Below are 19,262 nucleotides of genomic sequence, written 5' to 3'. Positions count from 1 at the left end.
AAGCGAAAATATGCGCTTGCGCGGGCTGCGGAACCGTCTACGCGGTGAATCTGCCATGAACACTCGACCACCACGCCAGTGCTGCCTGCGATTTCGCTCAACTGGCGGTGCGCGGGACCGCGTATGCGGTGTCGATGCTGTACCGGGTGAAGCCCAGGCGTTCATAGGTCCGCACTGCGGCGACGTTGTCCGCCTCCACGTACAGCATCGCTGTCGGGTCGGCCGAGCCGGCCAGCCGGCGCGCCAGCGACTCGATGCCGATCGCCGTCAGGACCTGTCCGATGCCGCGGCGCTGCGCGGACGGGTCGACACCGAGCACGTAGACCTCACCCAGACCCGGTTGGTCTTCATGCACCTTGGTCCAGTGGAAGCCCACCAAACGGCCGGTCTCGTCGCCGGTCGAGTCGCGGAACGCCAGGAACAGTCCCGCCGGGTCGAACCAGGGTTCGGCACGCCGCTCCGCGAGGTCGGCCGCGGTCCATCCACCCTGTTCGGGATGTTCGGCGAACGCGGCGTTGTTGACGCGCAACAGTTCGGCGTCGTCGCCCGGACCCGCGTAGGTACGGATCCGCGTCCCGCCGGCGGGTTTCACCGGGGGGGTGTCGAGCAGTGAGCGGCGCATCTGAACGAGTTCACGCACGGCTACCAGGTTCAGCGCAGACGCCGTCGCCCGAGCCGCCTCCAGGGTGCCGTGCGCCCAGAAACGGTTGCGGCCGTGGGACTTTGCCATCGCCGCCCGACTCATTGCCGCGCCGATACCGCCTCGGCGGGCCTGCGGGTGGACCACGAGTTCGGCCATCCCGACGTCGCCCTCGCGTGGCGGGCTGAGGTTGAGGTAGCCGAGGATCGCGTTGTCCGACGATTCGGAAACCAGCAGGTGGTCGGTGCGGTCGCGCCCGAGCTCGCGCAGCACCTGTTCGCCGACAGGCGCGACGCCGTCGAACTCGGTTGCCGCCGCAACTAATTGGCGCACTTGCCGCTGCTCGTCGGCGGTCAGCACAAAGCGCCAGCCCGAGGGGTTCACGGACTTCGCGCGGGGTCGCCCAGCGGGCCTGGCAGCTCCCCGGCCTGGGGCCCGGCATCCCCGGAGCCGTCGGATTCGGCCACGGGTGACCGGCCGCGCGAGGGCCGCACGGCCTTGTAGCCGACGTTACGGACCGTGCCGATCAGCGCCTCGTGTTCGGGACCGAGCTTGGCACGCAACCGACGCACGTGCACGTCGACGGTGCGTGTACCGCCGAAGAAGTCGTAGCCCCACACTTCGTGCAGCAGCTGCGCACGGGTGAATACCCTGCCGGCGTGTTGGGCCAGATACTTGAGCAACTCGAATTCTTTGTACGTGAGGTCGAGCGGTCGGCCGCGCAGCCGCGCGGTGTAGGTGCCTTCATCGATCACCAGTTCGCCGAGGTTCACCTTGCCCGCGCCCTCCTGCTCGGCCAGGCCGGCGCGGCGCCCGACCACCAGCCGAAGCCTGGCGTCGATTTCGGCCGGGCCCGTGCTGGGTAGCAGGATCTCGTCGAGCCCCCAGTCCGCGCTGACCGCCACCAGGCCACCTTCGGTGACCACGGCCACGATCGGGGTCGATCGGCCGGCCGTGTTCAAGAGGCGGCAAAGACCACGCGCCGCCGACAGGTCGGTGCGCGCGTCGACCAAAACGGCGTCCGCCATTCCGGCATCCAGCAGGGAGGACGGTTGCGGCGGGGCCGTCCGCACGATGTGGGAAAGCAGCGACAACGACGGCAGGACGGGGTCGGGGTGCAGTTCCGAGGTCAGCAGTAGTAGCTCCAACAAGCCCCTCCAGCCCATGGGAAATGCATTCCCCAATGCGGGACGCAACGTCGCGTTAGTTTCCAGGTCATCCAACGATAACGTGCCACCTGATAATCGGCCCCGGAACCAGGGACCCCGGAGCGACTGTGACCAAGCGCTCGCGACGGTGTGAGGTGCCGGGCAGACGTACCTCGCGGCAAACGCGGCGCCGGCTCGGCAACAATATGCGGGTGCGCAAGGTTCTGACCGTTCTGACCGCTGCGGTGATCGCGGTGGCCGTAGGCGCCGTCGGCGTCGACTACGCAACGAGCATCTACGCCGAGTACCGGCTGTCGACGACCGTGCGCAAGGTGGCCAAGCTGGGCTCGGACCCGTTCGTGGCCATCCTGGCCTTCCCGTTCATCCCCCAGGCGATGCGCCGGCATTACAACGAGCTTGAAATCAAGGCCAACGCGGTCGATCACGCGATGACCGGCAAGGCCACCCTCGAGGCCACCATGCACTCGATCGACCTGATCTACGCGTCGTGGCTGATCAGGCCCCAGGCGAAGCTCCCGGTGGGCGAGCTGGAAAGCCGCATCATCATCGACTCCGTGCACCTGGGCCGCTACCTGGGCATCAGCGACCTGATGGTCGACGCACCGCCACGGGAAACCAACGATGCGACCGGTGGGACCACCGAGTCCGGCATCTCCGGCAGCCACGGCCTGGTGTTCACCGGCACGCCGAAATCGGCCGGCTTCGATCGCCGGGTCAGCGTCTCGGTCGATCTGTCCATGGCGCCCGACGACCAGGCGACCCTGGTGTTCACTCCCACCGGGGTTCTCACCGGACCCGACACCGCGAATCAACCGGTCCCGGGTGGCAAGCGCGAGGCGGTGCTGCACGCGTTCAGCACCACCCTGCCAGGCCAGCGGCTGCCGTTCGGCGTGGCACCGCACACCGTCGGGGCACGTGGTTCAGACGTCATCATCGAAGGCATCAGCTACGGAGTGACCGTCACCCTGGACGATTTCAGGCAATCGTGAGCCGGCACCTGTGACCCACGCCGATCCGCGCCCGTCCCGCAGGGGGCCGACGGTCGTGCACTTCAGCGCCCCGGGGTGCGGACCAGACGATAGGGTTCGCCGGCTGATCGGCCAGGAACCGCTGCCGGTTTGACGACCATGCCGTTGGGTGAGCTCATCGGCGTGTCAGCCCGCCTCGAGCCCATGCTCACCAGGCGTCGCGCAGTCGATCTGTGCCGCATCGCCGGCTGTTGCTGTTGCTTTAGCTGCTGAGTTGCCGCGCTTTCGGGCGCACCCCGCAACAACCGCGAAGTGGCCGCATCGAGTGTGAACTGACGGCTTTCACTGTGAACACAGGGCACGGCTCCTCGGCGTGTCGCCGCCCGGGATTCACACCCGATGCGGGGGCGCCGCGGGAGGGGCCGCGGCGCGCGTCGTCGCCGAATAGACTGGTGCGCGTGGTGCTGTTCTTCGAGATCGTGTTGGTGCTGACGGTCGTGGTCATCTCCTGGTTCGCGCTGTACACGCTGTACCGACTGATCACCGATGAGTCGTGAGCTCCTCTGACGACAACGCCGACGGACCGGAAGGTGCGGCCTCCGGCGACCGTGCCATGGCTGCCGCTGCCGAACGTGCCAAGGTGACGGCGGCGCGCAACATCCCGGCGTTCGACGACCTGCCGCTGCCGACCGACACCGCGAACCTTCGCGAAGGCGCGAACCTCAACGACGCACTGCTGGCGCTGCTTCCGCTGGTCGGTGTGTGGCGCGGGGAAGGCGAAGGCCGCGCACATGACGGGGACTACCGGTTCGGCCAGCAGATCGTGGTCTCACACGACGGCGGCGACTACCTGAATTGGGAGGCGCGGTCCTGGCGGCTCAGCGCAACGGGCGGCTACCAGAAACCCGGGCTGCGCGAGACGGGTTTCTGGCGTTTCGTCGACGACCCCGACGACCCCAGCGAGTCGCAGGCCATCGAGCTGCTGCTGGCTCACTCCGTCGGATACGTCGAGTTGTTCTACGGACGGCCACGCAACCAGTCCTCGTGGGAACTTGCGACGGATGCCCTGGCACGCAGTCGGTCCGGGGTGCTCGTCGGTGGCGCCAAGCGCCTCTACGGCATCGTCGAAGGAGGCGACCTGGCCTACGTCGAGGAACGAGTGGATGCCGACGGCGGACTGGTGCCGCATCTGTCGGCGCGCCTGTCTCGGTTTGCCGGATAGCGCCACGCCGGGGTCCTTGAGGGGATCACATCCGGTCCAGACATGGAGCGGCCCCCGAGTAATGCTCCTGGCCGGACAAGACCGGGCACTCGGGGGCCGGGTGACTGCGGGGGATTCGCCAGCGCGCATTGGCCGCCGGCTCTTCTCTGCCGAGCCGATGCTGCTAGCGCGCAGCCACCTCACATGTCCATGAAGCTATCAATTTGGCGGACCACCTCCTTTCTTGTGTATCGCCGACCGTACCTGCAAATCGACGATCCAACAACAGAATTCACTTCTCAGCGATCGCTGGCGACAGCCGCGTCGACAAGGCCCGCGAATTCTGTGGTCATCGCTGACCGCGGTAGCGGGCGGCCGTCGAGAGTGTGCACGCGGGCGGCCAGGGTCATGCTCGAAACCAACCAAACCCCTTGGGCCGCAAACAGATCTGCGATGCGCAAGGCGCGGTAGTCGCAGTCGTACCCCTTGGACCGGGCCACCTCGAAGAGTGCTTGCTGGGTGGTGCCGCGCAGGATCGGGTACCACGGCGGCGGTGTGAGCAGGCAGGGGGTCTCCGCACCGGACTGCGTGGCGATGACCACAGTTGAACGCGGGCCTTCCAGTACGTAGCCCTCGGAGCTGACGAACACGACGTCACCGGCACCCTGCCGCGCGGCGTGGCGCAGCGCAGCCATGTTGACCGCGTAGGACAGCGTCTTGGCCCCGGCCAGCAGCCAGGGCATCGTGTCGATACCGAGGGCGGGTAATCCGCGCGCCAGCGTGATCGCCGCCACGCCGTCGCGCCGAACGGCCGCGACTCGCGCCGGGACGCTGTTGACCATCACGTAGGCGGTGGGCGCCGAGCCGCTCTCGCGCCCGCGGCTGTAGATCAAGCGCAATGCACCCTCGTCGTCGGTGTCCGCCATCCACCGGCGCGTGGCCGCGTCGATCGCGCTCCGCCAGCTCGCGAGGTCCGGCGGCGGCAAGTCCAGCATCTTGGCCGACTGCGTCAGCCGCTGGAGATGCGACGCGACCAGACAGGCTCGGCCGTCGCGGATCAACAGTGTCTCGAAGGCGCCGTCGCCGCGGACCGCCGCGAGCTCGTCGGCGTACAGCAGCGGCGTCCCGGACGGATGGATGTTGCCGTCCAGTGTGACGACGACACCCGCCTGGCCTGTCATGAAGCAGCAGCCTAGCGACGATGACACGACTGGCGAAGCCGGGCGCAGCGGGGACGTCCCTCGATAATCCCACCCGGGGTGGGGTGGTCCATGGGAGGACTAACATCGATTCTCGAGGATTTCCGAAAGCATCCGCTCGGCGGACACGTCGCCGGGCGTCTCCGCCCGAAAGGGGATCAGCGGGGCCGATGGGAGCCAGGGACGACGAGTTGACGTCGAAGAAGCGCGAAGCGCTGAACCGCCTCAAGACCGTACGAGGACATCTCGATGGGATCATCCGGATGCTGGAGTCAGACGCCTACTGCGTGGACGTGATGAAACAGATCTCGGCCGTCCAGTCGTCGTTGGAGCGCACAAACCGCGTGATGCTGCACAACCACTTGGAGACCTGCTTCTCGGCCGCGGTGCGCGACGAGCGCGGGCCGGCGGCCATCGAGGAACTGATCGACGCGCTGAAGTTCACGCCGGCGCTCACCGGTCCGCAGCCCCATCTCAACGGCGCTGCGGTCGGTGAACCGACCGACGATGGGCCGCTCCCTGCGGCGAGCACGGTATGACGTTGCTGTTCGTCCGTCACGCCATTACACCGACCGCGTCCGTAGAGTTGACCTCGACTGCGCCGGCGGCGAAGCAGCGCGAGGCGATGAGAAGGAGCGGCGCACATGACTGCAGTCCCCGCACCCGACACCGGGCCCGACACAGGTGCCATCTGGCATTACGGTGATCCGCTGGGCGAGCAGCGCGCGGCGGCAAACGACGCGGTCCTGGTGGATCGCTCGCACCGGGCCGTGCTCGTCCTGACCGGGGGTGACCGGCAGAGTTGGCTGCACAACATCTCCACCCAGCACATCAGCAACCTTCCCGAGGGTGCCAGCACACAGAATCTCAGCCTGGACGGTCAGGGCCGCGTCGAAGACCACTGGATTCAGACCGAATCGGGCGGCGCGACCTACCTCGACACCGAGCCGTGGCGGGGCGAACCGCTGCTGGGATACCTGCGCAAGATGGTGTTCTGGTCCGACGTCTCGCCGGGCAACGCAGACATGGCGGTGCTGTCGCTGCTCGGGCCCCGGCTCGCAGACGCGGTCGTGCTCGACGCCCTGGGACTGGATGCTTTGCCCGCCGAGATGGCCGCCGCGCCGCTCGCCGGCGGAGGATTCGTGCGACGGATGCCCGACGGCGCCGGCGGGGCACTGGAACTGGACCTGCTGGTCCCGCGAGGTCAGTCAACCGAGTGGAAAGACCGCCTGGCCCGGGCGGGCGTGCGCGCGGCCGGGGTGTGGGCCTACGAAGCCCACCGGGTCACGGCGCTGCGGCCCCGACTCGGGGTCGACACCGACGAGCGCACCATCCCCCACGAGGTGGGCTGGATCGGCGGGCCCGGCGAGGGTGCCGTCCACCTGGACAAGGGCTGCTATCGCGGGCAGGAAACCGTTGCGCGGGTCCACAACCTTGGCAAACCGCCCCGGATGCTGGTGTTACTACACCTCGACGGCTCGGTGGACCGGCCCGCGACCGCCGACGCGGTGCTGGCCGGCGGTCGCGCCGTCGGCCGCCTCGGCACCGTGGTCGAGCACGTGGATCTCGGGCCGGTAGCGCTGGCACTGCTCAAGCGCGGGCTGCCGGTGGACGTCGAATTGGCGACCGGACCGGAGGCCAGGGTTGCTGCGTCGATCGATGCCGATTCTCTTCCGGTCCCAGAGCAGATCGGTGCGGGACGGCTGGCCGTTGAACGATTGCGGGGCGGTGCGCGATGATGATCTTCGACGTCCGCCACCGCGGGCGGGGGCGCTGACGCCCTACCAGTGGGCACGGTAAACTGTCGGCAGGACAATAACGACACCAGAGATCGGAGCCGCCTACTTGTTAGGCCGCTCCGTTATTGCGCGAGGGGGTTCCCCCATGGGCCGCGGCCGGGCTAAGGCAAAGCAGACCAAGGTTGCTCGAGAACTGAAGTACAGCTCCCCGCAGACCGACTTCCAGCGGCTTCAGCGCGAGTTGTCGGGAACGGAAGCTGACGAGATCGACGACTCGACCGATCTGGACGGCGGCCCCGACAACTCGTGGGACGTCGAGGACGACTGGCGCCGCTAGAACTCGCAGATATCCGTGCCGATTCACTCCGTATCGGCACGGTTTCCTTTCGTTGAAGCGTTGTCAGAATCTCGGGTGTTGCCCGACGAGCTTTGCCCGCGGGCCTTTCTTGCCCTTGCACACGGTGCCCAGGACCCAGCAGTCCAGGTGCCGCGCGGTCAGTATGGCCAGGGCACGGTCGGTGTCTTCTGCGGCCACGATGGCGATCATACCGACGCCCATGTTGAACGTCTTCTCCATCTCCTCACGGTCGACGCGGCCACGCTGGGCGACCATCGCAAACACCGGCGCGGGTGTCCACGTACCCCGGTCGACCTCGGCGACCAGTCCACGGGGGATGACCCGCTGCAGGTTACCGGCCAGCCCGCCACCGGTGACGTGGCAGAACGTGCGGACTTGGGTTTCGGCGGCCAGGGCAAGGCAGTCCCTGGCGTAGATCAGGGTGGGCTCCAACAGCTCTTCGCCCAGGGTGCGGCCGAACTCCTCCACGTGACCGCCGAGCGGCATCCGATCGATCTCGAGCAGCACCGTGCGGGCCAGCGAGTAACCGTTGGAGTGTAAGCCGGAAGATCCCAGGGCGATGATCACGTCACCGGGTTTGACCCGGTCGGGACCCAACACGTCGTCGGCCTCGACCACGCCGACGCCGGTGGCCGAGATGTCGTAGTGGTCGGGCTCCATGAGGCCGGGATGCTCGGCCGTCTCCCCTCCCAGCAGCGCGCAACCGGCGCGCACACACCCTTCGGCGATACCGCTGACGATCGCGGCCAGTCGTTCCGGCACGGTCCGGCCGACCGCGATGTAGTCCTGCAGGAACAGTGGCTCGGCGCCGCACACCACCAGGTCGTCGACCACCATCGCGACCAGATCGAGTCCGACCGTGTCGTGCTTGTCCATCGCCTGGGCGACCGCCAGCTTGGTCCCGACACCGTCGGTGGACGCCGCCAGGACAGGTTCGCGGTAGTCGCCCCGCAGGGCGAACAACCCGGCGAAACCGCCCAGCCCGCCGCGTACCTCCGGCCTGGTCGCCTTGGTCGCCAGCGGCTTGAACAAATCCACGGCGCGGTCACCGGCCTCGATGTCCACGCCGGCCGACGCGTAGGTGATGCCCTGACCGCCCGGTTGGTTGCCGGGACTTTTTCGGGGATCCGTCATCGCGGTAAAGGGTACCGGGCGGCAGCGTCCGCCGGTATCGAACATCGTCGAAGCGGCGGCGGGCTACCAGCTCATCAGCGGCCGATCGACACGTCCCCGGCGGCGGTGCCATCCAGCTCGGCACCGCGCGCGGCGTTGGCCAGCATGTGTTCGACCACGTTCTTACCCAGCACCGTCTCGCCCGGCAGCTCTATCGGGTATTCGCCATTGAAGCAGGCTGTGCACAATCGCGAGGCAGGCTGCTCGGAGGCGGCGACCAGGCCACGCAGCGAGACGTAGCCCAACGTATCGGCGCCGATCCCGTGCCGCACCGCCTCGAGCATCTCGTCTTCATCTTCGACGGCGTTGGCGATCAACTCCGCCGGCGACGGAAAATCGATGCCGTAGAAGCAGGGCCATTTCACCGGCGGCGAGGCAATGCGAACGTGCACCTCGACCGCACCGGCCTCGCGCAACATCCGCAACAAGGCGCGCTGGGTGTTGCCCCGCACGATCGAGTCGTCGACGACGATGAGCCGCTTGCCGCGGATCACCTCGCGAAGTGGGTTGAGCTTGAGCCGGATGCCGAGCTGACGGATGGTCTGCGAGGGCTGGATGAAGGTGCGCCCGACATACGCGTTCTTCATCAGACCCTGCCCGTAGGGAATGCCGGATTCCTGGGCGTACCCGACGGCGGCGGGGGTTCCCGACTCCGGCACCCCGATCACCAGGTCAGCGTCAACCGGGGATTCCTGGGCAAGCCGACGACCGATATCCACCCGGGCGGCGTGCACTGTCCGCCCGGCGATCGTGCTGTCCGGCCGGGCCAGGTAGACGTATTCGAAGACGCAGCCCTTGGGTGTGGGGTTGGCGAAGCGCGTGGAGCGCACCCCGTCGGCGTCGATGGCCAGCAGTTCGCCCGGTTCGATGTCGCGGACGAACGAGGCACCGACGATGTCGAGTGCAGCTGTCTCGGAGGCCACCACCCAGCCGCGGTCCAGCCGTCCGAGCGAAAGCGGACGCACCCCGTGCGGGTCGCGGCAGGCATAGAGGGTGTTCTCGTCCATGAACGTCAGGCAGAACGCGCCGCGCACCGTCGGCAGCAATTGCAGCGCCGCCTGTTCCAGAGTGGAATCGGCCGCGCCGTGCGCCAGCAGCGCGCCCAGGATGTCGGAGTCCGTCGTCGCCGGGGCGGGGGCGCGGCGGGCGATCAGGCCCGCGCCGCGGGCCCGTGCCGCAAGTTCGGCGGTGTTCACCAGATTCCCGTTGTGCCCCAGAGCAACTCCCGTGCCAGCCGCGGTGTTGCGGAAGACCGGCTGGGCGTTTTCCCAGGTGGTGTCCCCGGTGGTGGAGTAGCGGCAGTGCCCGATGGCCACGTGGCCGTGCATTGCCGCCAGGGTCTGTTCGTCGAAGACCTGGCTGACCAGGCCGAGATCCTTGAAGACGATCACCTGAGATCCGTCGGCGACCGCGATGCCCGCGGCTTCCTGACCGCGATGTTGCAACGCATACAGGCCGTAGTAGGTGAGTTTTGCCACCTCTTCGCCCGGGGCCCACACGCCGAATACACCGCACTCTTCACGGGGCGAGCTGAAGTCCTGCTCGAGTGCATCTGTTCCAGCGACGGTCACGGTTCTGCGGCTCCCGGGGAACGGTGGGTGGCGTCTCGAAGTCTACGACCACACTGCATCGATGCCGAATCGGACAGCGCGTGTCGAGCGCCGAAAACTCCTCGCCACAACCATAAATCTGCAGTTCAGAGTTGTCGTCAGCGGACGTCGACCAAGGGAAACCAGTGCTCGATCTCACTCGCCCGCGACCCCGACGCGGTCAACGTCCCGGCAGCCTTCGCCTGTTCGAGCCGAAGCAACCCGGTGACAAGCAAAAGCCACGTCCGCGGGTCGGTTTCCACGACGTTGGGCGGCGTGCCGCGAGTGTGCCGCGGCCCGGACACGCACTGCACCGCGACCCACGGCGGGATCCGGACCTCGACGCTGGAACCGGGCGCCACGGCGGCCAGGGTGCGCGCGCTGAGGCGCACCGCCGCCGCCAGCGCATCCCGGGCGGGCGTCGGATGCGATTCGTCGCGCAACCAGTCCGCGACGGCCAGCACCGCGGCCCGGGTGGCGGCCGGATCGGCTTTGTCACGGGCGGGCATATCTCAGGGTCTCAGAATTCGACGCTGCCGACCGCAGTTGCACGCGGTGCCGTGCACCGCAGCCGCGGCGACGGCTCACCTCGGTCAGCGCGGCTGGCTTCCAGCCGGCGGCGGTTTCTGTATCACCACCACCGTGGGTTTGCGCTCTTCCTGTGCCGGGCCGGCGGCACCGGTATTGCGGCCACCGGCACTGCCGGCCCCGCCCATACCGCGAGCTGCCAAACTCGCCAGCGCCATCCCGCTCAGCAGGCCCGTGGCGTCACTGTCCACGACGCTCGGGTCCGCACCCGATCCGGCGCTGGGCAGCGCCTGGACAGCAAGCTGGATCTCCGGGGCGGCCGTGGTCCAGCTGTGCGGCACCGACAGCGTCCCGACCAGTGACGCGCGGCCGACGCCCGCGGTCACAGGTGCGGCTTGCCCACCGGGTCCCCGGTCGGGGCCGGGCTCGGCAGCAGTCGCTCCGACTGTGCCCCCTTGCGTCGGCTGCAACCCGCCGCCATCCCCATAAAGGCCGCCGGGCCAGGGCCTGGCGGTGTTCGTGATCGACAGGGCGAGGCTGCCGGTCCCGACGGCCGCGATGTAGAAAGCCACAAGGTCCAGTTCCCCTATCGGGGTTGGGATCACCTGGGCAGGGTTCGCGAGCTGCGGGCCAAGGCTCGATACGATACCCAAGAGTCCCGACGTGAACGGATCGGCGGGCGTGGACGGCGTGGGCACGCGGCCCGCGAGGGCACCGGAGGACAGCTGCGCCAGCATCGTCTGTGCGTTCGTCGCGGCGCCCGCTCGGGTGACCACCGCGGCTTGCGCCGCCGGATCGGCGTTTGGCGTGGGTTGGGTGAACGGCGTCAGTCTCGACGAAGCCGCTGAGGCCGCCTCGTAGCTGTACATCGCGGCGGCGTCTTGCGCCCACATCTCGGCATACTCGGCCTGGGTTGCCGCGATCGCCGCGCTGTTCTGCCCCAAGATGTTGGTCGCGACCAGCGACATCAACCTGCTGCGGTTGGCCGCGATCAGCGGGGGTGGCACCGTCATCGCGAAGGCGGTCTCAAACGCCGCCGCCGCCGTCCTGGCCTGGGTGGCGGTCTGCTCGGCCAGAGCCGCGGTGGTGGCCAGCCACCCCGCATACGGTGCGGCGGCGACGGCCATCGCCGCTGACCGAATTGACCTCCGGCGGCAGATTCCCGAAATCCATTGCGTGAAAGCTCCTTAGCTGGGAGCAATCCTATCAACGGCCTGAACGGCTGCACAGGAGTCGAAAGCGGCCGAGATAACGGCCACGAACCTGTGGAGAATCAGCACGACCTGCGCGCTCGTTTCCTGGTCAGCCTGGGTTAACGCGGTGAACCGTGCCAGCATCAACGCCGGCACGGCAACAGCGGTCGCGGGAACCACCCGGCCGTCGGGCCCTGGGAAGCGTCAGGTCGCCGACGCTCGCAGCGTTTGCTGTTGGTTCCGATGCAATTCCGTTGTCGCCATCGTGTTGCGCGGCCAATTCCGCCCGGCGATGCCGCCCGGTCTGCCGCAGCCGCGCCGATGGCGGCCACCGCACCGGCTGCCACGGGGAAGCCGTTCACGCATCGCTGTTCGCCGCTGCCGCTCCGCCGAAGAATCGCGGCAACACCGAGGCGGACGTTTCGCGCAGTTCGGCCAACGACACCGTGAACAGACCCTGAAACTCCAGCGCGTCTGACCCCTGGTCCACGACCCCGATGCGGACGACAGGCAAGCCCCGCGCCTCACACATCGAACGGAAGCGGCTCTCCTCGGTGCGGGGGACCGCCACCAGAGCCCGGCCCGCCGACTCGGAGAACAGCATCACGAAAGGATCGGAATCTTCGGGAAGTACTATGCGACAACCATTTTCACCCGCGAGCGCCGCCTCCACGACGGCCTGGGCCAGGCCGCCCTCGGACAGGTCGTGCGCCGCCGACAGCAGCCCGTCGCGCGACCCCGACCGCAACACCTCGGCCAGTAACTTCTCCCGCGCCAGGTCCACCGCCGGTGGCAGCCCGCCGAGATGCCCTCCGGTCACCTCCGCCCAGACAGACCCGTCGAACTCGTCGCGCGTGTCGCCCAGCAGCATCAGGGTCTCCCCCGGCTCGACACCCAGCCCGGTGGGGATGCGCCGGCCCACGTCATCGATCACACCGAGCACCCCGATGACCGGCGTCGGGAGAATCGCCACGGAACCGGTCTGGTTGTAGAAGCTGACGTTGCCGCCGGTCACCGGAATACCGAGGGCGGCGCAGCCGTCGGCCAGACCTCGCACCGCCTGCGCGAACTGCCACATCACTCCGGGGTCCTCGGGAGACCCGAAGTTGAGGCAATTGGTCACCGCGACCGGCGTGGCGCCGGTCACCGCAACATTGCGGTACGCCTCGGCCAGCGCCAGTTGGGCTCCGGCGTAGGGATCCAGCAGCGTGTAACGCCCCGAAGCATCGGTCGAGACGGCAATGCCGCGACCGGTGGCCTCGTCGACGCGCAGCATGCCACCGTCGGCGTGCTCGGCCAGCACGGTGTTGCCGCGCACGTAGCGGTCGTATTGTTCGGTGATGAAGGCGCGGCTGCACAGGTGCGGGCTGCCCAGCAGCGCAAGCAAAGTCGCGCGCAGTTCAGCGCCGGTGCCGGGTCGCGGCAGCCTGTCTGAGCGGTCCGCGTTCAGGGTGTCCTGCGATTCGGGGCGTGCGACCGGCCGCTGGTAGACCGGACCTTCGTGGGCGACGGTGCGCGGCGGCACGTCGACGACGGTCTCGCCGCGCCAGGTGATCCTCAACCGGTCACCCGCGGTCACCTCACCGATCACGGTGGCCGGCACGTCCCATTTGCGGCACACCGCCATGAACGCGTCGACGTTCTCCGGCGCCACGACCGCGCACATCCGCTCCTGCGATTCGCTGCACAGCACCTCGGCGGGTGTCATCTCCTTGGCGCGCAGCGGCACGGTGTCGAGGTCTATAGACATGCCACCGTCTCCGGCAGAGGCTAATTCCGATGTAGCACACGATAATCCGGCTCCACCAAGGTCTTGGATGCCGATCACCAGCTTGCCCGCGTAGAGCTCGAGGCAGCACTCGATGAGCACCTTCTCCATGAAAGGGTCGCCGACCTGCACCGAGGGCAGTTTCTTGCGCGAGCCGGTGCTGTCGAAGGTGTCCGACGCCAGCACCGACACCCCGCCGATACCGTCCAGCCCCGTCCGCGCACCGAACAAGATGATCTTGTTGCCGGCACCCGAGGCGAACGCCAGATGCAGATCCTCCTGACGCAATACGCCGACACACAACGCATTGACCAACGGGTTGCCGGCGTAGCACGAATCGAAGACAGTCTCGCCCCCGATGTTGGGCAGACCCAGCGAGTTTCCGTAGCCGCCGATGCCGCGCACCACGCCGTCGAGCACCCGGCGCGTGTCGGGAGCGTCGACGGCCCCGAACCGGAGCTGGTCCATCACCGCGACCGGTCGCGCGCCCATCGCCATGATGTCGCGCACGATGCCACCGACACCGGTGGCCGCACCCTGATACGGCTCGACGTAGGACGGGTGGTTGTGCGACTCCACCTTGAACGTGACGGCCCAGCCGTCGCCGATGTCGACGACGCCGGCATTCTCACCGATACCGGCCAGCATGCCGGCGCGCATCTCGTCGGTCGTGGTTTCGCCGAAGTAGCGCAGGTGCACCTTCGAGGACTTGTAGGAGCAGTGCTCGCTCCACATCACCGAGTACATCGCCAGCTCGGTGTCGGTGGGCCGCCGGCCCAGAATCTCACGGATCCGCTGGTACTCGTCGTCTTTGAGACCCAGCTCGGCGAACGGTTGCGGTTGGTCGGGCGTGGTCGCGGCATAAGAGACGGTGTCGATCGACCCGGGGACGGTCACGCCGATCAGTGTAGGGCGGCGGCGCCCGGGCTACCCCGACGTGGTGGCTGAGCGGACGGAGAACTATGTCGAGGCCGCCGGCGTCACGCCGGCGACAGGAACGCGCGCATCGCGGCCGAGTAGGCGGCCACGTCGTGCGCGCCCATCAGTTCGCGTGCGGAGTGCATCGCGAGTTGGGCGGCGCCGACGTCGACAGTCGGGATACCCGTCCGAGCTGAGACCAGCGGGCCGATCGTCGAACCGCACGGCAGGTCCGCCCGGTGCTCGTAGCGCTGCAGACCCACCCCCGCCTGTCGGCAGGCCAGCGCGAAGGCCGCAGCGGTGCGCCCGTCGGTGGCGTAGCGCAGGTTGGGGTGCACCTTGAGCACCGGCCCCGCGTTGGCCTGGATGAGGTGGCCGGGTTCGTGGCGCTCCGGATAGTTGGGGTGGGTGGCGTGCGCCATGTCCGCCGAGGCCAGCAGCGACGCCGGGAGGCGGCGCAGAAAGTCCTCCCGGGTCCCGCCGGCCGCGAGCACGATCCGTTCCAGGACAGCGCTCAGCAGGTTTGACTGCGCGCCGTGGTCCGAGGACGAACCGACCTCCTCGTGGTCGAAGAGCACCAACACCGGCAGGATGGCTTCCGGCGCCGTCTGAGGCTCGACGGCCAGCAGCGCCTCCATCCCCGCATAGCAGCTGGCCAGATTGTCCAGCCGCGGAGCGCTCAACAGGTCGGCCTGGGCGCCGACCACCGCCGAAGGGGTCAGGTCGTGCGTCATCAGGTCTGCAGCCAGCACGTCGGCCGGTGCCACGCCGGCCCGCTCGGCGACGTAACCGACGAACGATCCGGGCTGCCCGCCGATGCCCCACAGCGCGTTGAGGTGTCGCTGCGGGTCCAGGGTCAGCGACTTGCGGTCCTCGGCCAGATGGATGGCCAGTTGCGGCACCCGCAGGATCGGGTCGTCGATCCGGACGAGGCGGTGGCCGAGCCCGGCGCCCACACGCAGCGTCAGGCGCCCGCTGATCCCCAGATCGCGGTCCAGCCAGGAGTTGAGCCACGCTCCCCCGTAGGGCTCCAGCGCCACCACCCGCCAGCCGGCGACCAGCCGGTCGGGATGCTGCTTGACCCGGAGGTTGGGGCTGTCGGTGTGGGCGCCGATGATGCGGAACGGGCCGTCGGGTCCCTCGGAGTTCCAGGCCACCAGTGACCCGGCCCGCACCGTGAAGTACCGGCCGGGCCGGTCCGGCCAGCGATCGGTCTCGCCGAGTTCGGTGTACCCGGCGTCGCGCAGCCGCCCAGCTACCGTGAAGCAGGCGTGAAATGGCGACGGCGAGGCATCGATGAAGTCGCAGAGGCCTCGTGCGCTGGCCGCGGTCGTCCCGTCGTTTCGCTCACCGGACACGTTCACCATCATGGCTTGCCGGATGTCGCAGGCTGCACGGCGGGGCCGACTGCCCGGCTCCTTACTCGCACCGGTTACGGCGCTCGCCGTCGCCGCGCTAGGGTCATCAGAGTGCCCTCGGTCCAGCCGCAACCCATTCTCTCGCCGTTGACTCCTGCCGCCATATTCCTTGTGGTGACCATCGACGACGGCGGGGAGAAAACCGTGCACGACGCGCTACCCGACCTCTCCGCGCTGGTGCGGGCGCTGGGTTTCCGCGACCGGGCTAAACGGCTGTCGATGATCACCTCCGTCGGCTCCGACGCCTGGGACCGGTTGTTTTGCGGACCGCGGCCCGCCGGACTGCACCGCTTCGTCGAACTCCGAGGGCCGCGACACACGGCCCCGGCCACTCCCGGCGACGTGCTGTTCCATATCCGGGCCGAAAGCATGGACGTCTGTTTCGAGTTGGCCGGCCGAGTCCTCAAAGCCATGGCCGGTGCGGTCACCGTCGTCGACGAGGTGCACGGGTTCCGGTTCTTCGACAACCGCGACCTGCTGGGGTTCGTCGACGGCACCGAAAACCCGGCCGGACCAATCGCGCTGAGCGCCACCACGATCGGCGACGAGGACCCCGACTTCGCCGGTTCCTGCTACGTGCACGTACAGAAGTACGTGCACGACATGCCGGAGTGGGAGTCACTTCCGGTCCCCGAGCAGGAACGCGTGGTGGGTCGCACCAAGCTCGACGACATCGAACTCGACGAGGACGTCAAGCCCGCCAACTCGCACGTCGCGCTCAACGTCATCACCGACGACGACGGCGCCGAGCTGAAGATCGTGCGGCACAACATGCCGTTCGGCGAGGTCGGCAACGGGGAATACGGCACCTACTTCATCGGCTACTCACGCCGGCCCGCGGTGACCGAGCAGATGATGCGCAACATGTTTCTCGGCGATCCGCCGGGGAATACGGACCGCATACTCGACTTCTCCACCGCGCTCACCGGGGGAATGTTCTTCGCCCCCACCGTCGACTTCCTCGACGACCCGCCGCCGCTGCCCAGCACGCCGGGAGCGCGGCGACCCGGTTCGGCTTCCGACTCCACCTGTCACAACGGCTCGCTTTCGATCGGCAGTCTGAAAGGAACGTCCTGATGAACAACCTCTACCGCGAGTTGGCACCGGTCACCGAAGCGGCGTGGTCCGAAATCGAACTGGAAGCCACCCGGACGTTCAAACGCCACATCGCCGGACGGCGGGTGGTCGACGTCAGCGGCCCCGACGGGCCGGCGGCCGCGGCGGTCGGCACGGGACGGCTGTTGGACGTGGAGGCACCCACCGACGGCGTGGTCGCTCATCTGCGTGCGACCAAACCGCTTGTCCGGCTGAGGGTTCCGTTCACCTTGTCCCGCTATGAGGTCGACAACGTCGAGCGTGGTGCGTCCGACGCCGACTGGGACCCGGTCAAGGCCGCCGCCAAGAAGCTCGCGTTCGTCGAGGACCGCGCCATCTTCGAGGGCTATCCCGCGGCGTCGATCGACGGCATCCGCAGCTGCACCTCCAACCCTTCGGTGGCCTTGCCGGCGGACCCGCGTGACATGCCCGATGCAATTTCGCAGGCGTTGACCGCCCTGCGGCTGGCCGGCGTCGACGGGCCTTACTCGGTGTTGTTGTCCGCCGATGCCTACACCAAGGTCAGCGAGACCACCGAGCACGGATATCCGATCCGCGAGCACCTCAGCCGGCTGGTCGACGGGGACATCATCTGGGCTCCCGCCATCGACGGCGCCATGGTGCTGACCACCCGCGGCGGCGATTTCGACCTGCAGTTGGGCACCGACGTCGCGATCGGCTACACCAGCCACGACACCGATACGGTGCAGCTGTATCTGCAGGAGACGATGACGTTCCTGTGCTACACCGCGGAGGCGTCGGTCTGCCTGGGCTGCTAGTGTCCCGCGCTATCAGGACCGGGATCAACGAACCTCGTTCTCTATCAAACGCGGTCGGCGGGTGGACGCAACGCAGGCGACCGGGCCTCGCCGTGGCGTCAACTGGGATAGTTGATGCATAAAACCCTTCGCGAACCGCGCGTGCCGGGACGTCGTCGATCGCTCCGCCGCGGGCGTGGCACCGCGCTGGCCGGTGGCGGTGATGGCCACTAGCCATGCCCACCACACCGTCCGTCCTTGTTTTCGATGTCAACGAGACGCTCGTCGACATCGATTCCCTGGCACCGCTTTTCGAACATCTGTTCGGCGACCGTCGCATCCTGCGTGAATGGTTCGCCCAGCTCGCCATGTATTCGATGACCGCCACCCTGGTGCAGAGCTACGTGGACTTCGTCACCCTCGCCCGGGGCGTGCTGCGCATGCTGGGCGAGGCCTACCGGGTCGGCGTCACCGACGACGACCTGGACCGGCTGAGGACGGGACTGCTCACGATGCCGGCGCACGCGGATGCGGCCGACGGGCTCGCCGCACTGCGCGACAGCGGCTTCCGGCTGGCCACCCTGACCAACTCACCGCCCAACCCGGACGGGCGCACGGCGCTGGAAAACTCGGGGCTGGCGGTCTTTTTCGAGCAGCGCCTCAGCGTCGATGACCGGCGTGCGTTCAAACCCGCCCCGACGGTGTACCGGTATGCGTGCGAGACGCTCGGGGTGCCGCCCGGCGAGTGCATGATGGTGGCCGCCCATCCGTGGGACCTGCTCGGCGCGCAAAACGTCGGTTTCCGCGCCGCCCTCATCACGCGGCCGGGCAATCCCCCGCTACCCGTCGACGGGTTGCCGCAGCCCGACCTCGTCGTCGGTGACCTGCGCCGGCTCGCGCAGCGCCTAACGGGGTCGCGCTGAAATGCACGGCGCCGAACGTGTTCTCAGTGCGAGAAATCGGCCGAAATCTCGCCGCCAGTACACGCTCGGCGCTCAGTGAATAGCTCAGTGAATAATTGAACGATGGCAACCTCGGACGGCTTTCACCCCGACTTCGACGACACGACCCCGGCGACCCCACGCGTGCACCACGTCAGGGCGTCGGACCTCAGCGCCGACACCGCCCAATCAGAGGGGATGCGGCGCTTCGCCGCCCTGTCCGGCCGGTCGGTCGGCGCGGCGAAGCTGTGGATGGGCGAGACGCACGTCGCCCCGCAGGCGGTGTCGTCCAACCACCATCACGGCGAATCCGAGACCGCGATCTACGTGCGCAGCGGCCGCCCTGAGTTTGTGTTCCATGACGGTGTCGCCGAGGTGCGCATCTCGACGGTGCCCGGCGACTACGTCTTCGTTCCGCCCTACCTGCCGCACCGGGAAGAAAACCCCGACCCGACCGCGCCCGCCGAGGTCGTGATCGCCCGCAGCACGCAAGAGGCCATCGTGGTCAACCTGCCCGGGCTCTATCCACTCTGAATCTGCTTGCCGCAAAGCGTTCCCAGGCCCGGCCACTCAGCCGATTCTCAACAGATTCTTCGGTTTTGGCCGG

The 19,262-nt window shown here is 68.1% G+C and carries 18 protein-coding genes and 2 pseudogenes; 11 read left to right on the top strand and 9 right to left on the bottom strand.

All coding sequences use genetic code 11. The annotated features are described in order from the left end of the window. Positions 1-97 precede the first annotated feature (97 nt). Together mshD and ACOJVU_RS13220 are read right to left on the bottom strand one after the other, a co-directional pair. Positions 98-1,024 (bottom strand): mycothiol synthase, encoded by a 927-nt coding sequence (gene mshD, locus ACOJVU_RS13225; protein ID WP_421530179.1) that lies wholly within the window; start codon positions 1,022-1,024, stop codon positions 98-100. Then, positions 1,021-1,791, bottom strand: a complete 771-nt coding sequence (locus tag ACOJVU_RS13220; protein ID WP_421530195.1) for a winged helix-turn-helix transcriptional regulator — start codon at positions 1,789-1,791, stop codon at positions 1,021-1,023. The genes mshD and ACOJVU_RS13220 overlap by 4 nt, the downstream gene beginning before the upstream one ends. Before the next feature lie 203 nt (positions 1,792-1,994). Between ACOJVU_RS13220 and lmeA the strand changes: the two genes are divergently transcribed. The 4 genes and pseudogenes from lmeA (at position 1,995) to ACOJVU_RS13200 (ending at position 3,999) form a co-directional block, all read left to right on the top strand. After that, a complete protein-coding gene (gene lmeA, locus ACOJVU_RS13215) occupies positions 1,995-2,798 on the top strand; it encodes a mannan chain length control protein LmeA (protein ID WP_421530194.1) in 804 nt (267 codons plus the stop codon). Between the two features lie 34 nt (positions 2,799-2,832). Beyond that, positions 2,833-2,913, top strand: a pseudogene (locus tag ACOJVU_RS13210) (thioredoxin); the annotation flags it as partial. Between the two features lie 23 nt (positions 2,914-2,936). Further along, a complete protein-coding gene (locus ACOJVU_RS13205) occupies positions 2,937-3,050 on the top strand; it encodes an Ms5788A family Cys-rich leader peptide (RefSeq protein WP_421530193.1) in 114 nt (37 codons plus the stop codon). Positions 3,051-3,390: 340 nt separating this feature from the next. Further along, a complete protein-coding gene (locus ACOJVU_RS13200; protein WP_421530192.1) occupies positions 3,391-3,999 on the top strand; it encodes an FABP family protein in 609 nt (202 codons plus the stop codon). Between the two features lie 278 nt (positions 4,000-4,277). Here ACOJVU_RS13200 and ACOJVU_RS13195 read toward each other — a convergent pair whose 3' ends face one another. Beyond that, entirely contained in the window at positions 4,278-5,159 is an 882-nt protein-coding gene (locus tag ACOJVU_RS13195) for an aminodeoxychorismate lyase (RefSeq protein WP_421530178.1), read from the bottom strand. A 188-nt stretch (positions 5,160-5,347) separates the two neighbouring features. Between ACOJVU_RS13195 and csoR the strand changes: the two genes are divergently transcribed. The 3 genes from csoR to ACOJVU_RS13180 all read left to right on the top strand — a co-directional run bounded on the left by csoR (position 5,348) and on the right by ACOJVU_RS13180 (position 7,253). Then, a complete protein-coding gene (gene csoR / locus ACOJVU_RS13190; protein ID WP_421530177.1) occupies positions 5,348-5,716 on the top strand; it encodes a copper-sensing transcriptional repressor CsoR in 369 nt (122 codons plus the stop codon). A gap of 105 nt (positions 5,717-5,821) precedes the next feature. Further along, entirely contained in the window at positions 5,822-6,916 is a 1,095-nt protein-coding gene (locus tag ACOJVU_RS13185) for a YgfZ/GcvT domain-containing protein (protein WP_421530176.1), read from the top strand. Positions 6,917-7,061: 145 nt separating this feature from the next. Then, complete coding sequence (locus ACOJVU_RS13180; RefSeq protein WP_421530175.1) at positions 7,062-7,253, top strand: DUF3073 domain-containing protein; 192 nt, start codon at positions 7,062-7,064, stop codon at positions 7,251-7,253. Between the two features lie 63 nt (positions 7,254-7,316). Here ACOJVU_RS13180 and purM read toward each other — a convergent pair whose 3' ends face one another. The 6 genes and pseudogenes from purM to ACOJVU_RS13150 form a co-directional block, all read right to left on the bottom strand. Beyond that, positions 7,317-8,408, bottom strand: coding sequence for a phosphoribosylformylglycinamidine cyclo-ligase (gene purM / locus ACOJVU_RS13175; RefSeq protein ID WP_421530174.1), 1,092 nt, complete (start codon positions 8,406-8,408; stop codon positions 7,317-7,319). 74 nt (positions 8,409-8,482) lie between these two features. Continuing rightward, positions 8,483-10,018: an amidophosphoribosyltransferase gene (gene purF / locus ACOJVU_RS13170; RefSeq protein ID WP_421530173.1), complete on the bottom strand. Its 1,536-nt coding sequence runs from the start codon at positions 10,016-10,018 to the stop codon at positions 8,483-8,485. Positions 10,019-10,155: 137 nt separating this feature from the next. After that, a complete protein-coding gene (locus ACOJVU_RS13165) occupies positions 10,156-10,545 on the bottom strand; it encodes a sterol carrier family protein (protein WP_421530172.1) in 390 nt (129 codons plus the stop codon). A gap of 84 nt (positions 10,546-10,629) precedes the next feature. Beyond that, positions 10,630-11,700, bottom strand: a pseudogene (locus tag ACOJVU_RS13160) (PPE family protein); the annotation flags it as partial. 415 nt (positions 11,701-12,115) lie between these two features. After that, a complete protein-coding gene (gene purL / locus ACOJVU_RS13155; RefSeq protein ID WP_421530171.1) occupies positions 12,116-14,422 on the bottom strand; it encodes a phosphoribosylformylglycinamidine synthase subunit PurL in 2,307 nt (768 codons plus the stop codon). A gap of 83 nt (positions 14,423-14,505) precedes the next feature. After that, on the bottom strand, positions 14,506-15,810 hold the full coding sequence (locus ACOJVU_RS13150; protein WP_421530191.1) for a M18 family aminopeptidase: 1,305 nt from the start codon (positions 15,808-15,810) through the stop codon (positions 14,506-14,508). A gap of 96 nt (positions 15,811-15,906) precedes the next feature. Here ACOJVU_RS13150 and ACOJVU_RS13145 point away from each other — a divergent pair, with 96 nt between their 5' ends. The 4 genes from ACOJVU_RS13145 (at position 15,907) to ACOJVU_RS13130 (ending at position 19,189) form a co-directional block, all read left to right on the top strand. Further along, the gene (locus tag ACOJVU_RS13145; protein WP_421530190.1) at positions 15,907-16,938 is read left to right on the top strand and encodes a Dyp-type peroxidase; all 1,032 of its coding nucleotides are present in this window, start codon (positions 15,907-15,909) and stop codon (positions 16,936-16,938) included. Next, on the top strand, positions 16,938-17,735 hold the full coding sequence (locus ACOJVU_RS13140; RefSeq protein WP_421530170.1) for a family 1 encapsulin nanocompartment shell protein: 798 nt from the start codon (positions 16,938-16,940) through the stop codon (positions 17,733-17,735). The genes ACOJVU_RS13145 and ACOJVU_RS13140 overlap by 1 nt, the downstream gene beginning before the upstream one ends. A gap of 215 nt (positions 17,736-17,950) precedes the next feature. Next, positions 17,951-18,637 (top strand): haloacid dehalogenase type II, encoded by a 687-nt coding sequence (locus ACOJVU_RS13135; protein WP_421530169.1) that lies wholly within the window; start codon positions 17,951-17,953, stop codon positions 18,635-18,637. A 102-nt stretch (positions 18,638-18,739) separates the two neighbouring features. Continuing rightward, entirely contained in the window at positions 18,740-19,189 is a 450-nt protein-coding gene (locus ACOJVU_RS13130; RefSeq protein WP_421530168.1) for a cupin domain-containing protein, read from the top strand. Positions 19,190-19,262: the final 73 nt, after the last annotated feature.

It is taken from the genome of Mycobacterium sp. THU-M104 (genome assembly GCF_049197365.1).
GTDB lineage: Bacteria > Actinomycetota > Actinomycetes > Mycobacteriales > Mycobacteriaceae > Mycobacterium.
Note: the sequence above shows the minus strand (reverse complement) of the source record. Positions and strands in the feature narration are given on the sequence as shown.

Excerpts from the sequence above, each read along its gene's own strand:
- ACOJVU_RS13185 (WP_421530176.1), top strand. The coding sequence starts at position 5,822 with ATGACTGCAGTCCCCGCACCCGACACCGGGCCCGACACAGGTGCCATC.
- purM (WP_421530174.1), bottom strand. The coding sequence starts at position 8,408 with ATGACGGATCCCCGAAAAAGTCCCGGCAACCAACCGGGCGGTCAGGGC.
- ACOJVU_RS13140 (WP_421530170.1), top strand. The coding sequence starts at position 16,938 with ATGAACAACCTCTACCGCGAGTTGGCACCGGTCACCGAAGCGGCGTGG.
- csoR (WP_421530177.1), top strand. The coding sequence starts at position 5,348 with ATGGGAGCCAGGGACGACGAGTTGACGTCGAAGAAGCGCGAAGCGCTG.
- ACOJVU_RS13195 (WP_421530178.1), bottom strand. The coding sequence starts at position 5,159 with ATGACAGGCCAGGCGGGTGTCGTCGTCACACTGGACGGCAACATCCAT.
- ACOJVU_RS13150 (WP_421530191.1), bottom strand. The coding sequence starts at position 15,810 with ATGGTGAACGTGTCCGGTGAGCGAAACGACGGGACGACCGCGGCCAGC.
- ACOJVU_RS13180 (WP_421530175.1), top strand. The coding sequence starts at position 7,062 with ATGGGCCGCGGCCGGGCTAAGGCAAAGCAGACCAAGGTTGCTCGAGAA.
- ACOJVU_RS13135 (WP_421530169.1), top strand. The coding sequence starts at position 17,951 with ATGCCCACCACACCGTCCGTCCTTGTTTTCGATGTCAACGAGACGCTC.
- ACOJVU_RS13130 (WP_421530168.1), top strand. The coding sequence starts at position 18,740 with ATGGCAACCTCGGACGGCTTTCACCCCGACTTCGACGACACGACCCCG.
- ACOJVU_RS13200 (WP_421530192.1), top strand. The coding sequence starts at position 3,391 with ATGGCTGCCGCTGCCGAACGTGCCAAGGTGACGGCGGCGCGCAACATC.
- ACOJVU_RS13165 (WP_421530172.1), bottom strand. The coding sequence starts at position 10,545 with ATGCCCGCCCGTGACAAAGCCGATCCGGCCGCCACCCGGGCCGCGGTG.
- lmeA (WP_421530194.1), top strand. The coding sequence starts at position 1,995 with ATGCGGGTGCGCAAGGTTCTGACCGTTCTGACCGCTGCGGTGATCGCG.
- ACOJVU_RS13205 (WP_421530193.1), top strand. The coding sequence starts at position 2,937 with ATGCCGTTGGGTGAGCTCATCGGCGTGTCAGCCCGCCTCGAGCCCATG.